Origin of the sequence: Bradyrhizobium sp. CIR18, from assembly GCF_014198295.1 — a bacterium.
Lineage (GTDB): Bacteria > Pseudomonadota > Alphaproteobacteria > Rhizobiales > Xanthobacteraceae > Bradyrhizobium.
Genome location: NZ_JACIHF010000001.1, coordinates 671,017 through 685,219 on the forward strand (window position 1 = coordinate 671,017; position 14,203 = coordinate 685,219).

A 14,203-nucleotide genomic window follows, 5' to 3' on the forward strand; every position below is an offset into this window, starting at 1 on the left:
TGCGCCTCAACCTTTCGCGACTTCCTTCGCGAACGTGTCGCGCAGGCCGATGGTGCGTGAGAACACCGGCTTGCCGGGCGTCGAGTCCTTGTCGCGCACGAAATAGCCCTGGCGCTCGAACTGCATCGGCTCGGTCGAATTGCTCTGTGCGACCGATGCCTCGATCCGCGCGTCCGCGAGGATCTCCAGCGACTGCGGATTGAGATCCGCCGCGAAATTCGAGGCGTCCGGGCTCGGATTGGCGAACAGCTGGTTGTAGATGCGGATCTCCGCGGGCACCGAATTCGCCGCCGGCAGCCAGTGCATCGTCGCCTTGACCTTGCGGCCGTCGGGCGCGTTGCCGCCCTTGGTCGCGGGATCGTAGGTGCAGCGCAGTTCCACCACCTCGCCCTTATCGTTCTTGGTCACGCCCGTGCACTTGACGAAATAAGCGTAGCGCAGCCGCACCTCGTTGCCCGGCGACAGGCGGAAGAACTTCTTCGGCGGATTCTCCATGAAGTCGTCCTGCTCGATATAGAGCTCGCGGCCGAACGTGATTTTCCGCGTGCCCGCCGAGGGATCGTCCGGATGGTTGATCGCCTCGAGCTCCTCGGTCTGTCCTTCCGGATAGTTCTCGATCACCACCTTCAGCGGGCGCAGCACGCCCATGCGTCGCTGCGACGTGCGGTTCAGCTCCTCGCGGATGCAGAACTCGAGCATGCCGACGTCGACCACGCTGTTGGCCTTGGCAACGCCGATGCGCTTGACGAATTCACGCAACGCGGCCGGCGGCACGCCGCGGCGGCGCATCCCCGCCATCGTCGGCATGCGCGGATCGTCCCAGCCTGCGACATGGCCGTCGCGGACGAGCTGGGTCAGCACGCGCTTGGACAGCAGCGTATAGGTCAGGTTGAGCCGCGCGAATTCATACTGGTGCGGCTGCGACGGCACCGGCAGTTTTTCGATGAACCAGTCGTAGAGCGGCCGGTGGTCCTCGAACTCCAGCGTGCAGATCGAATGCGTGATGCCTTCAATGGCGTCCGACTGGCCGTGGGCGTAATCGTAGCTCGGATAGATGTGCCACTTGGTGCCGGTGCGCGGATGATGCGCATGCAGGATGCGGTACAGCACGGGGTCGCGCAGATTGATGTTGCCCGCGGCCATGTCGATCTTGGCCCGCAGCACCCGCGTGCCGTTCGGGAATTCACCGGCCTTCATGCGGCGGAACAGGTCGAGGTTTTCGTCCACGCTGCGGTCGCGGAACGGCGAGTTCTTGCCGGGCTCGGTCAGCGTGCCGCGCGCGAGGCGGATCTCCTCCTGCGTCTGGTCGTCGACATAGGCGAGCCCGTCGCGGATCAGCTGCTCCGCCCATTCGTACAGGCGCTCGAAATAGTCCGAGGCAAAGAACAGGTTCTCGCCCCAGTCGAAGCCGAGCCAGCGCACGTCGGCCTGGATGGAATCGATATATTCCTGCTCTTCCTTGACCGGGTTGGTGTCGTCGAAACGTAGATGGCAGCGGCCAGGAAACTCCTGGGCGATGCCGAAATTGAGCGCGATCGACTTGGCATGGCCGATATGCAAATAGCCGTTCGGCTCCGGCGGGAACCGGGTCACGATCTCCCTGTATTTGCCCTGATCGAGGTCGGCCTGGATGATGTCACGAATGAAATCGCGCCCAACCTCAATCGCCACCGGTTCTGTCATTACGAAAATCCTGCAGGGAAATCAGCGGTCCTTCTGCCAAATTCGGGAGGCTGAGCCAAGAGCTTAAGCAAGGCCCTCAGCAGGGCCTGGCAGGTCCGCCAGCGGGCTTTGTTTATGTCCCGTTCCTGCTATACACCACCGCCTCCAAAGCATAGGCCCTGCCAAGAATGACCGATTCCGTCGTCACGCGCTTTGCGCCCTCTCCGACCGGCTTCCTCCATATCGGGGGCGCCCGCACCGCGCTGTTCAACTGGCTGTACGCGAAGAAGCACGGCGGCAAGATGCTGCTCCGGATCGAGGACACCGACCGGGAGCGTTCCACGGAGGCTGCGATCGGTGCCATCCTCGACGGCCTTAAATGGCTGGAGCTCGGCTGGGACGGCGAGGTCATCTACCAGTTCAGCCGCGCCGCGCGCCACCGCGAGGTCGCCGAGCAGCTGCTCGCCGACGGCAAGGCCTATCGCTGCTACGCCACCGCCGAGGAACTCGCCGCCATGCGCGAGAAGGCGCGCGCGGAAGGGCGCACCCGCCTCTATGACGGGATGTGGCGCGACCGCGATCCCGCGACAGCCCCGTCCGACGTCAAGCCGACGATCCGCCTGCGCGCGCCGCAGACTGGCGAGACCGTGATCGAGGACCAGGTCCAGGGCCGCGTCGTCTGGCAGAACGAGAACCTCGACGACCTCGTGCTTTTGCGCGGCGATGGCAACCCGACCTACATGCTCGCTGTGGTGGTCGACGACCACGACATGGGCGTCACCCATGTGATCCGCGGCGACGATCATCTGATCAACGCCGCGCGCCAGAAGCAGATCTACGATGCGATGGGATGGGCTCTGCCGAGCATGTCCCACATCCCGCTGATCCACGGCCCGGACGGCTCGAAGCTCTCAAAGCGCCACGGCGCGCTCGGCGTCGATGCCTACCGCGCCATGGGATATTTGCCGGCCGCGCTACGCAATTACCTCGTCCGGCTCGGCTGGAGCCACGGCGACCAGGAGATCTTCTCGACCGAGGAGATGATCGCGGCGTTCGACCTCGCCAGCGTCGGCCGTGCCGCCGCCCGCTTCGATTTCGCCAAGCTGGAAAACCTCAACGGCCACTACATCCGCCACGCCGACGATCAATCACTCGTGAAGATGTTCGAGGACGTGCTCGACCATCTCGTGCCCGCGCGCGACGAGCTTAAGGCCAAGTTAAACGACACCACGCGCGCCCAGCTTCTCAAGGCCATGCCGGCCCTGAAGGAGCGCGCCAAGACGCTGATCGAGCTGATCGACAGCGCTTATTTCATCTTCGCCGACCGGCCGCTGGAGCTCGATCCCAAGGCGCAAGCGCTGCTGACGCCAGAGAACCGCAAGCTGATCGGCCAGCTTCATTCCGCGCTGGAGAAAGTCGAGACGTGGAGCGGCGCCACCACCGAAGCTGCGCTGCGCGCTTTTGCCGAGGAAAATAGTCTCAAGCTCGGCGCGGTCGCCCAACCCTTGCGGGCCGCGCTGACCGGACGGACGACGTCGCCTGGTATATTTGAGGTTTTGGACGTCCTGGGACGCCAGGAAAGCCTCGGCCGGCTTAAAGATCAGTCTACGACGTAAGTCGAGCATGCGTGCGGTGATCTTGCAGCGCACACAGCAATAATATACCCATCTCCCCCGTACCTTCTGGAACATCCGGCCTGCCCCATCATCTCGCAAAGGGGGCCTCCGGCTCCGGCCCGCTTCACATTTCATCGGGGACCTACGATGGACGCAAAACCGAGCAATAAGACCGCTACGCTGACGGTCGGAAACAAGAACTACGATCTCCCGATCCACAGCGGCAGCGTCGGGCCTGATGTCATCGATATCGGCAAGCTCTACGGCCAGTCCGGCCTGTTCACCTACGATCCCGGCTTCACCTCCACCGCGAGCTGCCAGTCCAAGATCACCTATATCGACGGCGACGCGGGCGTGCTGGAATACCGCGGCTACCCGATCGAGCAGCTCGCCGAGAACGGTGACTTCCTCGAGACCTGCTATCTCCTGCTGTTCGGGGATCTGCCGACCGCCGCGCAGAAGAAGGATTTCGACGACCGCGTGACCCATCACACGATGGTGCACGAGCAGATGGCCCGTTTCTTCCAGGGCTTCCGCCGCGACGCGCATCCGATGGCGATCATGGTGGCTGCGGTCGGCGCGCTCGCCGCGTTCTATCACGACTCCACCGACATCAACGATCCGAAGCAGCGCATGATCGCTTCCATGCGCATGATCGCCAAGATCCCGACCCTGGCGGCGATGGCCTACAAGTACACGGTCGGCCAGCCCTTCGTGTACCCGAAGAACTCGCTCAAGTTCGCCGAGAACTTCCTGCACATGTGCTTCGCCGTGCCGTGCGAGGACTACAAGATCAACCCGGTGCTGGCTGACGCGCTGGACAAGATCTTCATCCTGCACGCCGACCACGAGCAGAACGCCTCGACCTCGACGGTGCGCATCGCCGGCTCGTCCGGCGCCAACCCGTTCGCCTGCATCGCCGCCGGCATCGCCTGCCTGTGGGGGCCGGCGCATGGCGGCGCCAACGAAGCAGCGCTCGCGATGCTCGCCGAGATCGGCTCCGTGGACAAGATTCCCGAATTCATCGCCAAGGTGAAGGACAAGAACTCCGAAGTCCGCCTGATGGGCTTCGGTCATCGCGTCTACAAGAACTACGATCCGCGCGCCAAGATCATGCAGAAGATGTGTCACGCCGTGCTCAAGGAGACCGGCCATGGCGACGATCCGATGCTGAAGGTGGCGCTCGAGCTCGAGAAGATCGCGCTCAGCGACCAGTACTTCATCGACCGCAAGCTCTACCCGAACGTCGACTTCTATTCGGGCATCACGCTGAAGGCGATGGGCTTCCCGGTCTCGATGTTCACCGTGCTGTTCGCGGTCGCCCGCACCGTCGGCTGGATCAGCCAGTGGAGCGAGATGATCGAGGACCCGCAGCAGAAGATCGGCCGCCCGCGCCAGCTCTACACCGGCGTCACGCGCCGCGACTACGTCGCGATCAAGGATCGCAAGTAAGCTCCAAGCCGATACGGCTTTCGAAGCGGCGCCATCGCAGGATGGCGCCGTTTTTGTTTGTGGCGGTGCCGTAGGGTGGGCAAAGCGCAACAGATACGAAGTCGTGGGCACGCTTCGCTTTGCCCCCCTACGAGACCAATCGGGCCGTGACATTCTTGCTGCCGCGCACAACAACAAGTCCACGCTTACGGCTGCAAACGCCTTGACAGTCGGAGCGCTCCGCGCGCAAATTCTTACACTAAGTAAGAATGACGACAGGGATGGAAATGCCGGAGCAGCCGAGAAGTCGGCGGCAGACGCGCGCTGCCATTTTGACCCATCTGCTTCAGTCGGGCGGCTCGTTTCGCCCGCCGCTGGCCAAGGCCGTGCGCCTGTCCGAAGCGAGCCTGTCGCGCATCCTGCTTGACCTGAAAGCCGAAGGCCTGATCGAGGAAGTACGGCGCCCTGCCCCTTACGTCGGCGGCCCGACCGGCCTCGTGTCGCTGGATGGAGCGGTCGCGCTCGCAGCCTTCGAGTTGACCGCTCAGCACCTCAGCGTCGGCGTCGGCGGCCTGTCGGGCGAGCTGCACTACACCGAGCGCGTACCGCTGCCGAAGACGGCGACCGTCGAGACCGTCGGCCGGGCCTTTCGCGAAGCGATGACATTGTTGCGCGACTGGACGCGGCGCCGCCGCGTCGTCCTTTCGCAGGTCGGCGTCTCCATTCCGGGCCTCGGCCGGCTCAGCGCCGCGGGTAATCCCATCATTCCCTGTGACGTCGGGCGCATCAGCGACATGTTCGGCGAGATGTTCGCCGACGTGCCCGTCGAATTCACCAATTCGGTCGTGGCGCACGCCACATTCCATCGCTGTCGCACCGAAAACTATCCGTTCAACGACACGCACCTGTTCGTGTTTGTCAGCCATGGCGTTGCGGGCGCCTGGATGGATGATCCCGTCGAGACCGACGCGCTCCAGCCGATCGAGCTCGGTCACATGGTGTTTGGCGAAGGCGGACCGCGCTGTCGCTGCGGCCACCTCGGCTGTGTCGAGGCCTATACCTCGCTTCCGGCGCTGGCCGAGCTTCTCGGCGTGCCCGAGCCGGAGTTGCTCCAGCTCGGCAGCGATTGGGTGACTGCGATCCCGATCTCCTCGCGCGTGCGCCAGGAGCTGCGGCATCGCCTGTATCGCCTTGGGCTCGCGATCGGCAACACGCTGAACGTCAAGCCCTGTCACGGCGTCGCCATCTCCGGCTGGCCTTCGCTCCTTGCGGAAGGCGATCGGAAAGCGCTGGTCGACGGCGTCGATGCCTGCCTGCTCGGCGGCCGCAAGCATGCGCAGGTGTCGCTGGCTTTCGTGCCGCCGTCGAACGGCAATGATCCCAGGGCCGCGCTGGCCTTCGCCGCGTTCTGCCTCGCCTGCCGCGGCGGCATGCCGGCCGCGTCGACGGAGGCCGCCTGAGATGGCCTGAAGCTGCGCGGCTCGCGCGCAAGAGAGTTCACACCGGGAGGAACTGCCATGCCGATCACGACAACAAGGCGCCGTCTGCTCGCTGGATCCGTTGCCACGCTCGCACTGCCGGCATTTGCTCGCGCGCAAAGCGCGGTCAAGCCGCGCCTGACTGCGATCTCGCAATGGTCCGCGGGCAGCGACGGGGCGGCCATCACCGCGCTCGGCAAGAAGTTCGAGGAGAAAGGCGGCGTCTGGCAGCACTCGCCCGTCCCCGGTTTCACCACCGAGATGATGAACAAGCTGCGCGCCCAGATCATGGCCGGCGATCCGCCGGCCTGCTCGCAGCTCAAGGGTCCCGAGATCGCAGCCTGGTCGAAGATTGCCCCGACTGTCGATCTCGACGCCGTGGTCGCGGCCGCCGGCTACGAGAAAGTTGTCGCGCCGGACCTTGCGAAATTGCACAAGCCGGGCGGCAAATGGATCGCACTGCCGTTGCAGATCTACAGCACCAACATGCTGTTCTTGTCCAAGCGCGCGATGGACAAGGCCAAGGCCGACAAGATCCCCGTCACCTGGGCTGACTTCAACGACCTCGCCGAGAAGATGAAAGCGGGCGGCGTCCCCTATCCCGTCGCCAACGGCGGCACCCGCCCCGACGACGGGCAAAAATTCGAGGCCGCCCTGGCCGGCATTAGTCCCCTCGCATACCGCGCCGCCATCATGAATCTCGAGAAGAAGGCCCTGGAGGGCCCCGAGATCAAGGCTGCGTTCGCGCAGGTGCGCAAGATCGCCGACTGGATGGACCCCAATGTCGGCGCCCAGCACTTCTCGACCAACCTCAAGCGCTTTATCGACGGCGACATGGGCATGATGATCATGGGCGGCTGGGCGCAGGGCGTGTTGCGCAATGCCGGCTTCAAGTTCGAGGACTTCATGATCGCGCCAGGTCCGAGCGACAACAGCAAGCCGGTGTTCCTGTTGAATGCCGATGCCTTCATCTTCTGGCAGCGCAAGGAGCCTGACCTGCAGGCCGGCCAGACCCTGATGGCCCAGCTCGTCATGGATCCGGCGATCCAGACCATGTACTCGCAGATCACGGGATCGATCCCCGTGCGCACCGACGTCGATCTGTCCGGCGAAGGCTGGTCGGACGGTCAGCGGCGGACCGCGGCAGCCCTGAAGGACGCGATCGCCAGCAACCAGGCGGTCCTGAGCCTTGCGCACAACATGGCGCAGGAAAACGGCATGACCGCCGCGATGATCGACGTGATCACGGAGTACGTGAAGAACAAGACGATCAAGCCCGAGCAGGTGGCCACCCGCCTCGCCGAGGCCGTCGAGGGCGCGCGTTGACCAATGCCGTCTCGATCAGACCGGGCCGGCCGGCGCTTCCCGAATGGGTGCGCCGGCTGCCCGAATATCTGATGATCTGGGTGCCGCTGCTGCTGTCGGCCGCGCACCTCGTCTCGTTCTCGCTGTGGACGATCTGGATCTCGTTCACGCCATCGACGCTGATCCCCGTCTCGGGCTGGGTGGGCTTGCGCAACTACTCGGCGGTCGCGGCGTCGCGGAATTGGCAGATCGCCTTCGACAATCTGCTGCTGTTTGGCAGCGCTTTCGTGCTGCTGAGCTTGGTGACAGGCCTCGCCCTTGCGATCCTGCTCGATCAGCGCATTCGCGGCGAGAACCTGCTGCGATCCATCTTCCTCTATCCCCTTGCTGTGTCGTTCGTGGTCACCGGCACGGTCTGGAGTTGGCTGCTCAATCCTGGCCTTGGAATCCAGAAGCTCGTCCACGACCTCGGCTGGACCTCCTTCAAGTTCGACTGGCTGATCGACCGCGACATGGCGATCTGGACCATTGTGATCGCCGCGATCTGGCAATCCTCGGGCTTCGCCATGGCGCTGTTCCTTGCCGGCCTTCGCTCGGTCGACACCGACATCATCAAGGCCGCCCAGATCGACGGCGCGGGACCGATCCGAATCTACCGGCGCATCATTCTGCCGTCGCTTTGGCCGATCACCATCACCGTCGTCGTGATCCAGTTGCAATTCGCGATTTCGACGTTCGACCTCGTCCGCGCGCTCACCAATGGCGGACCGGGAATCGCGACCCAGCTGCCGGCACTGGTCGTCTACGACCTGATGTTCCAGCGCAGCCTGCTCGGCCGGGGCGCGGCGGCGGCAGTCCTCATGCTGCTCATTCTTCTCGCGGTGCTGCTGCCGTATGCGGCGTGGCGATATGTCCAGCGACGGCGGGCCGCCCATGCGTGAGCGGACCTTCGCACCAAGCCGGATCTTGATCTACCTCATCGTCCTGCTGATCGCTGCGGCATGGCTCGCGCCATTGGCTGTTGTCGTGCTGAACTCGCTCCGCAGCAACGAGGAAATCGCGCAGGGCTCGATGATCGGCTGGCCGCAGCACTGGGCCTGGAGCAACTACCTGGCTGCCTGGAGCGGCTTCTGCGTCGCCGAGACCTGCGCCGGCATCCGGCCGTACATGCTGAACTCCGCCCTCGTCACGATTCCTGCGACGATCTTCTCGACCCTGCTCGGTGCCGTCGCCGGCTACGCCGTATCGCTCTGGCGTTTTCGCGGCGACACCTGGATCTACGGCATCGTGACCCTCGGCCTCTTCCTGCCCCAGCAGATGCGCCTGCTTCCCTGGACCATCGTGCTGCGCGACATCGGTCTCATCAACACGCTGGCGGGCCTCGTGCTGATTCACACGATCCAGGGGCTCTCCTTCACCACGCTGTTCTGCCGCAACTATTATGTCGCCATCCCCCATGAATTGATCAGGGCCGCGCGCATCGACGGCGCCGGGTTCTTCCGCATCTTCTGGCGCATCATCCTGCCGCTCTCGCCGCCGATCCTGATCGTCACCGTGATCTGGCAGTTCACGCATATCTGGAACGAGTTCCTCTATGGCGTGACGTTCACGAGCGGCCAGCAGCAGCCCGTCACGGCCGCTCTCATCGCGCTGTCCGCTGCAGTCGCAGACATCCCGCAGCACGGCGTGCAGAGCGCCGCGGTGATCATCGCGGCGCTCCCGACGCTGTTGATCTATCTCCTTGGTGGCAAATACTTTGTCCGCGGCCTGACTGCCGGGGCCGTGAAATGATGGAGTTGTCATGGCAGCACTGAGCATTCGAACCCTGTCGAAGCGCTACGCCAATCTGGAGGTGCTGAAGGGCGTGGATCTCGACATCGAAAGCGGCGAGTTCACGGTGCTGGTCGGGCCATCCGGCTGCGGTAAGTCCACGCTACTCAACATCGTCGCCGGGCTCGATCATCCGAGCGCAGGGACCGTCGAGATAGGCGGACGCGTGGTCAATGACGTCCCACCCAAGGATCGGGACATCGCCATGGTGTTCCAGTCCTATGCGCTCTACCCGTCGATGACGGTACGCCAGAACATCACCTTCGGCATGGAATGCCGTCACGTACCCAAAGCGGAGCAAGACACTGCGGTCGCGAATGTCGCGAAACTGCTCCAGATCGAGGCACTGCTCGGCCGCAAGCCATCGCAGCTCTCCGGCGGCCAGCGCCAGCGGGTGGCGATGGGCCGTGCGCTGGTGCGCGATCCCCTGCTCTTCCTGTTCGACGAGCCGCTGTCCAATCTCGACGCAAAACTGCGCGTCGAGATGCGGATGGAGATCAAGCGGCTGCACCAGCGCATCGGCGCGACCATCATCTACGTCACCCACGACCAGATCGAGGCGATGACGATGGCGACCCGGATCGCCGTGATGCATCGCGGCGTGGTGCAGCAGTTTGCCGATCCCGATACCGTGTACCGCTATCCCGCCAATCTGTTCGTCGCACGCTTCATGGGCTCGCCGCCGATGAACACCATGCCGGCGCGGCTCGAGGCTGACGCCGGTGGTCCTGTGGTCGTGATTGGCGCCGGGCGGCCGGACGAAGTTCGCCTTCGTCTGCAGGGATACGATGCAGCGGCACCTTATCTCGGCCGCGAGGTGGTGTTCGGGATCAGGCCGGAATGCATCGCGGAGGGCAACCGCGTGTTCTCCGGCGGTGCACCCATCGTCGTCCACGCGCCGGTGGAGATGGTCGAGCCCACCGGCGCCGAAACCATCGTGCTGCTGCGGCTCGGCGGCGAGTCTGCGCTGGCGCGCATCACGCCGGACATCCGCCCCCCGCCGGGGACGGCAGCCCCCTTCGCGCTCGACACGCGCCGCATCTGCCTGTTCGACCCCGAGACGGAGCGACTGATCGCATGACAAAGACGAGCTATGCCGGACTTGCGGACCGCGTCGTACTGATCACCGGCGGCGCCAGCGGCATCGGGGCCGCCTTCGTGCGCGCCTTCGTGGCGCAGGGAGCGCGCGTTGCGTTCCTCGATGTGGATGAAGAAGCCGGCGGGGCTCTGGTCGCGGAGGTGAGCGCTGCGTCCAAAACCGCGCCCTTGTTCTTGCCATGCGACCTCCTGGACATCGAGGCCTTGCGCGCCGCCATGGCACAGGTGCAGCGATCGCTCGGGGATGCCGCAGTGCTCGTCAACAACGCCGCTAATGATCAACGCCAGGTGCTGGCCGAAGTGACGCCGGCAGAGTTCGACTGGATGATCGGCGTCAATCTCAAGCACGTCTTCTTTGCCGCGCAAGCGGTGGTGCCGCAGATGCAGGCGCGCGGCGGCGGCTCGATCATCAACATGTCGTCGATCGCCTGGATGCGCGGTGCGCCGGGGCTGCCGGTCTACGCCGGAGCCAAGGCGGCGATCGTCGGTTTCACCAACTCGCTGGCCCGGCTGGTCGGCCCCGACCGCATTCGCGTCAACGCGATTGCCCCGGGCATGGTGATCACCGAGCGCCAGCGCCGGCTGTGGTATCCGGACGAGCAGGTCATCACCGAGATGCGCTCGCGTCAGGCCGTGCCCGACGCGGTGACGCCGGAGGACATCGCCAACATGGCGCTATTCCTCGCCTCCGACGAAAGCCAGCGCATCACCAGCCAGTGTTTTCGGGTAGATGCAGGACTTGCGTAGAACTTGATCCGGCCACAATGGCGCAACTTTCACGGTCTCGTAGGGTGGGCAAAGCGAAGCGTGCCCACGAATTCTTCTCATCGCGACGAATCGTGGGCACGGCGCGACGCGCCTTTGCCCACCCTGCGAGACCTCCGTTACCGCCTGCCCTTGCGCATCGTTGCCAGCACGATGTCGGCGGCGAGCACGCTCGGTGACTTGTTGCCGGTCGACATGATCTCATCGAGCTGGGCAAAGGCCTCGACCTGCTGCTTGCGCAGCGGCGAATCCGTCAGCACCTCGGCGAGCGCCGGCGCCAGTTTCTCCGGCGTGCACTCCTCCTGCAGGTACTCCGGAATCACATCCCTGCCGATCACGAGATTGGCGAGGATCACCGAGGAGACGCGGATCGCGCGGCGCAGGATGAAGGCCTCGATTGCACCGACACGGTAGGCTGTCACCATCGGAATACCCGACAGTGCGAGCTCCAGCGTCACCGTACCGGATTTGGCCAGCGCCGCGCGAGCGATGCGGAACACGGCGCGCTTCTCGTTCTCGCCGGTCACAACCCTTGGCTTGACCGGCCAGCTCGCGATGCCCTCGCGGATGGTGGCTTCCAGATGCGGCATCGTCGGCAGTATCAGTTCGAAGGCACGGCCTTCCGCCTGCAAGCGGCCGAGCACCCCGCCAAACACGTCGAGATGGTGCCTGACCTCGCTGCGGCGGCTGCCGGGCAGCACCAGCAGCACCGGCGGCTCACTGTCGCGACGTGCCTGCTCCTCCGCGTTCGGCCGCAGCGAGGGCAATTGCTCGATAAGGGGATGGCCGACATAGCTGCATGGCGGTCCGCCGAGCTTGCGGTATTCCTCGGGCTCGAACGGCAGCAGACCGAGCACATGGTCGACATAACCGAGCATGGTCCGCGCCCGCCCCGGCCGCCACGCCCAGAGCTGGGGCGAGACGTAATCGACAACCGGGATCTCAGGATTCTTCGCGCGCACGCGGCGGGCGACGCGATGGGTGAAGTCGGGACTGTCGATGATGACGAGCGCGTCCGGCGCCGCCTCGGCCACGGCGTCGGCCGTCTCACGGATCAGCCGCAGAATTTTCGGCAATTGCTGCACCACCGCGGCGAAGCCGACGATCGACAGGTCCTCGATCGGAAACAGCGATTCCAGCCCCTCGCGCGCCATGGAACGTCCGCCGACGCCGACGAACTGCACGCCGTCGCCGAGGCGCTGGCGCAGCACCTTCATCAAGGCACTGCCGAGCCGGTCACCGGATTCCTCCGTGGCGATCAGGAAGATCTTGCGCTTGGGATCGCGCGACTGCATCACGCCGGCAGTCCGATGACGAAGAGATATTTGGCGTCCGCGAGGCCGATCATCGCCTGCGGTTCGGCGGCGATGGTGTTGCCGGCGATGACGGCGAGGCCCGCAAGGCCGGCTGCCGCGACGCCCTCGATGGTGCGCGGGCCGATCGTCGGCAGGTCGAAGCGCAGATCCTGGCCGCTCTTGGGCGCCTTCACCAGAACGCCGCGGCCGGCGGCCGCGCGAATGCGTCCCTCCTCGCGCAGCCGCGCGACGCGCGCGAGCAGCGCGTCGGTGCCCTCGATGTCCTCGACCGCCACCACATGGCCGTCGATCACCACCGCAGCCTGGCCGATGTCGAACGGGCCGAGCGCGGTCAGCACTGCGCGGCCGCGCGCGATGTCGGTCTTGCTGGTATCGCTGGGCCAGGCGCGACTGATGCAGCCTTCGGGCATCAGGAGATCGGGTGCGAGGTCCTTGATGCCGACCATGCGAAAGCCGTCCTGCTCGAGGATGCGGCCGACGCCGGACAGGAGATGATCGTCGCCGCCGCGAAAGGCGCGGATGACATTGCCGAGCAGCCGCATCGTCTTGACGTCGAACCGGATCTCGGAGAGCGAGGGCCGCACCAATGTGCCGATGAAGATCAGGTCGCGGCAGCCCTCCTCGCGGAACAGCCGCATTGCGCGACCAAGCTGGCCGACCGAGATCCAGCGATGGCGGAATTTCTCCACCCGCGCAGGATCGCAGGCCCCGCGCAGCGGAAACAGCACCGGCGTGATGCCGCGGGCGGCAAGCGAGTCGGCAACCGCAAACGGCATCGCGCCTCCGCCGGCGACGATGCCGACCGGCGATGAGATGTCCGACGCCGCCGATGTCATGTCCGCGGCCATCCCGAAATCACTTCGCAATGGCGGGAAGACAGAGCGGGCGCTTGCCCTTGCCGATGAAGTCGAGGATTTCGGCGATCGCCGGATCTTCGCCCGCGAGCGGGCGCGCCGATTCCAGCCGCTCGGCGAAGGTACCGGGCCCATGGAAGAGCTTTTGATAGAACCCGCGCACCGTCGCCAGTCGCTGCTTGGTGAACTTGCGCCGCTTCATGCCGATCAGGTTGAGGCTTTCGAGCACCGCATACTGGCCGTTAACGAGCCCATACGGGATGACATCGTCGCGCACGCCGCAGACCCCTCCGACCATCACATATGGACCGATGCGCGTGAACTGGTGCACTGCGGAGAGGCCGCCGATATAGACGGCGTCGCCGATCTCGCAGTGGCCGCCGAGCGTCGCCGAGGTCGCAAAGATCACGTTGTTGCCGACTATGCAGTCATGGCCGACATGGCTGTTGTTCATGAAGTAGCCGCCGTTGCCGACGCGCGTCAGGCCGCCGCCCTTGATGGTGCCGACGTTCATCGTCGCGCCTTCGCGGATGACGCAGCCAGAGCCGATCTCGAGCCTCGTCGGCTCGCCCTTGTAGCTGAGATCCTGGGGCGCGCCGCCGAGCACCGCGAACGGCGAGATCACGCCGCCGTCCCCGATCGATGTATGGCCGATGACGGTAACATGCCCAATCAGCTTACAGTTCGCGCCGATCACGACATTTGAGCCGATGATGCAATACGGCCCGATCTCGGTGCCCTCGCCGATCACGGCGCCGTCCTCGACCCGTGCGGTGGGATCAATCTTGCTCATCAAGCAATCTTACTCGTCAAGAAGGTCTGGTTATGCATTGAAGTCGCTCAGTTTT

The 14,203-nt window shown here is 64.8% G+C and carries 12 protein-coding genes; 8 read left to right on the forward strand and 4 right to left on the reverse strand.

Annotation, left to right across the window (positions count from 1 at the left end):
• Positions 1–6 precede the first annotated feature (6 nt).
• Positions 7–1,683: a glutamine--tRNA ligase/YqeY domain fusion protein gene (locus GGD65_RS03275; RefSeq protein ID WP_183234389.1), complete on the reverse strand. Its 1,677-nt coding sequence runs from the start codon at positions 1,681–1,683 to the stop codon at positions 7–9.
• 167 nt (positions 1,684–1,850) lie between these two features.
• Here GGD65_RS03275 and gltX point away from each other — a divergent pair, with 167 nt between their 5' ends.
• From gltX to GGD65_RS03315, 8 genes are all read left to right on the forward strand, one after another.
• Positions 1,851–3,278: a glutamate--tRNA ligase gene (gene gltX, locus GGD65_RS03280; RefSeq protein WP_092257170.1), complete on the forward strand. Its 1,428-nt coding sequence runs from the start codon at positions 1,851–1,853 to the stop codon at positions 3,276–3,278.
• Between the two features lie 147 nt (positions 3,279–3,425).
• Positions 3,426–4,730: a citrate synthase gene (gltA, locus tag GGD65_RS03285; RefSeq protein WP_018320224.1), complete on the forward strand. Its 1,305-nt coding sequence runs from the start codon at positions 3,426–3,428 to the stop codon at positions 4,728–4,730.
• Positions 4,731–4,990: 260 nt separating this feature from the next.
• Positions 4,991–6,169, forward strand: a complete 1,179-nt coding sequence (locus tag GGD65_RS03290) for an ROK family transcriptional regulator (protein WP_183234937.1) — start codon at positions 4,991–4,993, stop codon at positions 6,167–6,169.
• 57 nt (positions 6,170–6,226) lie between these two features.
• A complete protein-coding gene (locus GGD65_RS03295; RefSeq protein ID WP_183234390.1) occupies positions 6,227–7,513 on the forward strand; it encodes an ABC transporter substrate-binding protein in 1,287 nt (428 codons plus the stop codon).
• On the forward strand, positions 7,510–8,433 hold the full coding sequence (locus tag GGD65_RS03300; protein WP_018320221.1) for a carbohydrate ABC transporter permease: 924 nt from the start codon (positions 7,510–7,512) through the stop codon (positions 8,431–8,433). Before GGD65_RS03295 ends, GGD65_RS03300 begins: the two co-directional genes overlap by 4 nt.
• The gene (locus GGD65_RS03305) at positions 8,426–9,283 is read left to right on the forward strand and encodes a carbohydrate ABC transporter permease (protein WP_179738723.1); all 858 of its coding nucleotides are present in this window, start codon (positions 8,426–8,428) and stop codon (positions 9,281–9,283) included. The genes GGD65_RS03300 and GGD65_RS03305 overlap by 8 nt, the downstream gene beginning before the upstream one ends.
• Before the next feature lie 10 nt (positions 9,284–9,293).
• Entirely contained in the window at positions 9,294–10,403 is a 1,110-nt protein-coding gene (locus GGD65_RS03310) for an ABC transporter ATP-binding protein (protein WP_092257180.1), read from the forward strand.
• Positions 10,400–11,167, forward strand: coding sequence for an SDR family NAD(P)-dependent oxidoreductase (locus GGD65_RS03315; RefSeq protein ID WP_183234391.1), 768 nt, complete (start codon positions 10,400–10,402; stop codon positions 11,165–11,167). Before GGD65_RS03310 ends, GGD65_RS03315 begins: the two co-directional genes overlap by 4 nt.
• A gap of 137 nt (positions 11,168–11,304) precedes the next feature.
• Here GGD65_RS03315 and lpxB read toward each other — a convergent pair whose 3' ends face one another.
• Genes lpxB through lpxA form a run of 3 tightly spaced genes read right to left on the reverse strand, consistent with a single transcriptional unit; the run spans position 11,305 to position 14,148 of the window.
• Positions 11,305–12,483 (reverse strand): lipid-A-disaccharide synthase, encoded by a 1,179-nt coding sequence (lpxB, locus tag GGD65_RS03320; protein ID WP_183234392.1) that lies wholly within the window; start codon positions 12,481–12,483, stop codon positions 11,305–11,307.
• The gene (locus tag GGD65_RS03325; protein ID WP_049814974.1) at positions 12,480–13,337 is read right to left on the reverse strand and encodes an LpxI family protein; all 858 of its coding nucleotides are present in this window, start codon (positions 13,335–13,337) and stop codon (positions 12,480–12,482) included. The genes lpxB and GGD65_RS03325 overlap by 4 nt, the downstream gene beginning before the upstream one ends.
• A gap of 19 nt (positions 13,338–13,356) precedes the next feature.
• Positions 13,357–14,148 (reverse strand): acyl-ACP--UDP-N-acetylglucosamine O-acyltransferase, encoded by a 792-nt coding sequence (gene lpxA, locus GGD65_RS03330; protein WP_092257187.1) that lies wholly within the window; start codon positions 14,146–14,148, stop codon positions 13,357–13,359.
• Positions 14,149–14,203 lie beyond the last annotated feature (55 nt).

Coding starts and splice junctions, on each gene's coding strand:
- GGD65_RS03310 (WP_092257180.1), top strand. CDS start 9,294: ATGGCAGCACTGAGCATTCGAACCCTGTCGAAGCGCTACGCCAATCTG.
- GGD65_RS03290 (WP_183234937.1), top strand. CDS start 4,991: ATGGAAATGCCGGAGCAGCCGAGAAGTCGGCGGCAGACGCGCGCTGCC.
- GGD65_RS03275 (WP_183234389.1), bottom strand. CDS start 1,683: ATGACAGAACCGGTGGCGATTGAGGTTGGGCGCGATTTCATTCGTGAC.
- GGD65_RS03315 (WP_183234391.1), top strand. CDS start 10,400: ATGACAAAGACGAGCTATGCCGGACTTGCGGACCGCGTCGTACTGATC.
- lpxA (WP_092257187.1), bottom strand. CDS start 14,148: ATGAGCAAGATTGATCCCACCGCACGGGTCGAGGACGGCGCCGTGATC.
- GGD65_RS03325 (WP_049814974.1), bottom strand. CDS start 13,337: ATGACATCGGCGGCGTCGGACATCTCATCGCCGGTCGGCATCGTCGCC.
- GGD65_RS03295 (WP_183234390.1), top strand. CDS start 6,227: ATGCCGATCACGACAACAAGGCGCCGTCTGCTCGCTGGATCCGTTGCC.
- gltA (WP_018320224.1), top strand. CDS start 3,426: ATGGACGCAAAACCGAGCAATAAGACCGCTACGCTGACGGTCGGAAAC.
- GGD65_RS03305 (WP_179738723.1), top strand. CDS start 8,426: ATGCGTGAGCGGACCTTCGCACCAAGCCGGATCTTGATCTACCTCATC.
- gltX (WP_092257170.1), top strand. CDS start 1,851: ATGACCGATTCCGTCGTCACGCGCTTTGCGCCCTCTCCGACCGGCTTC.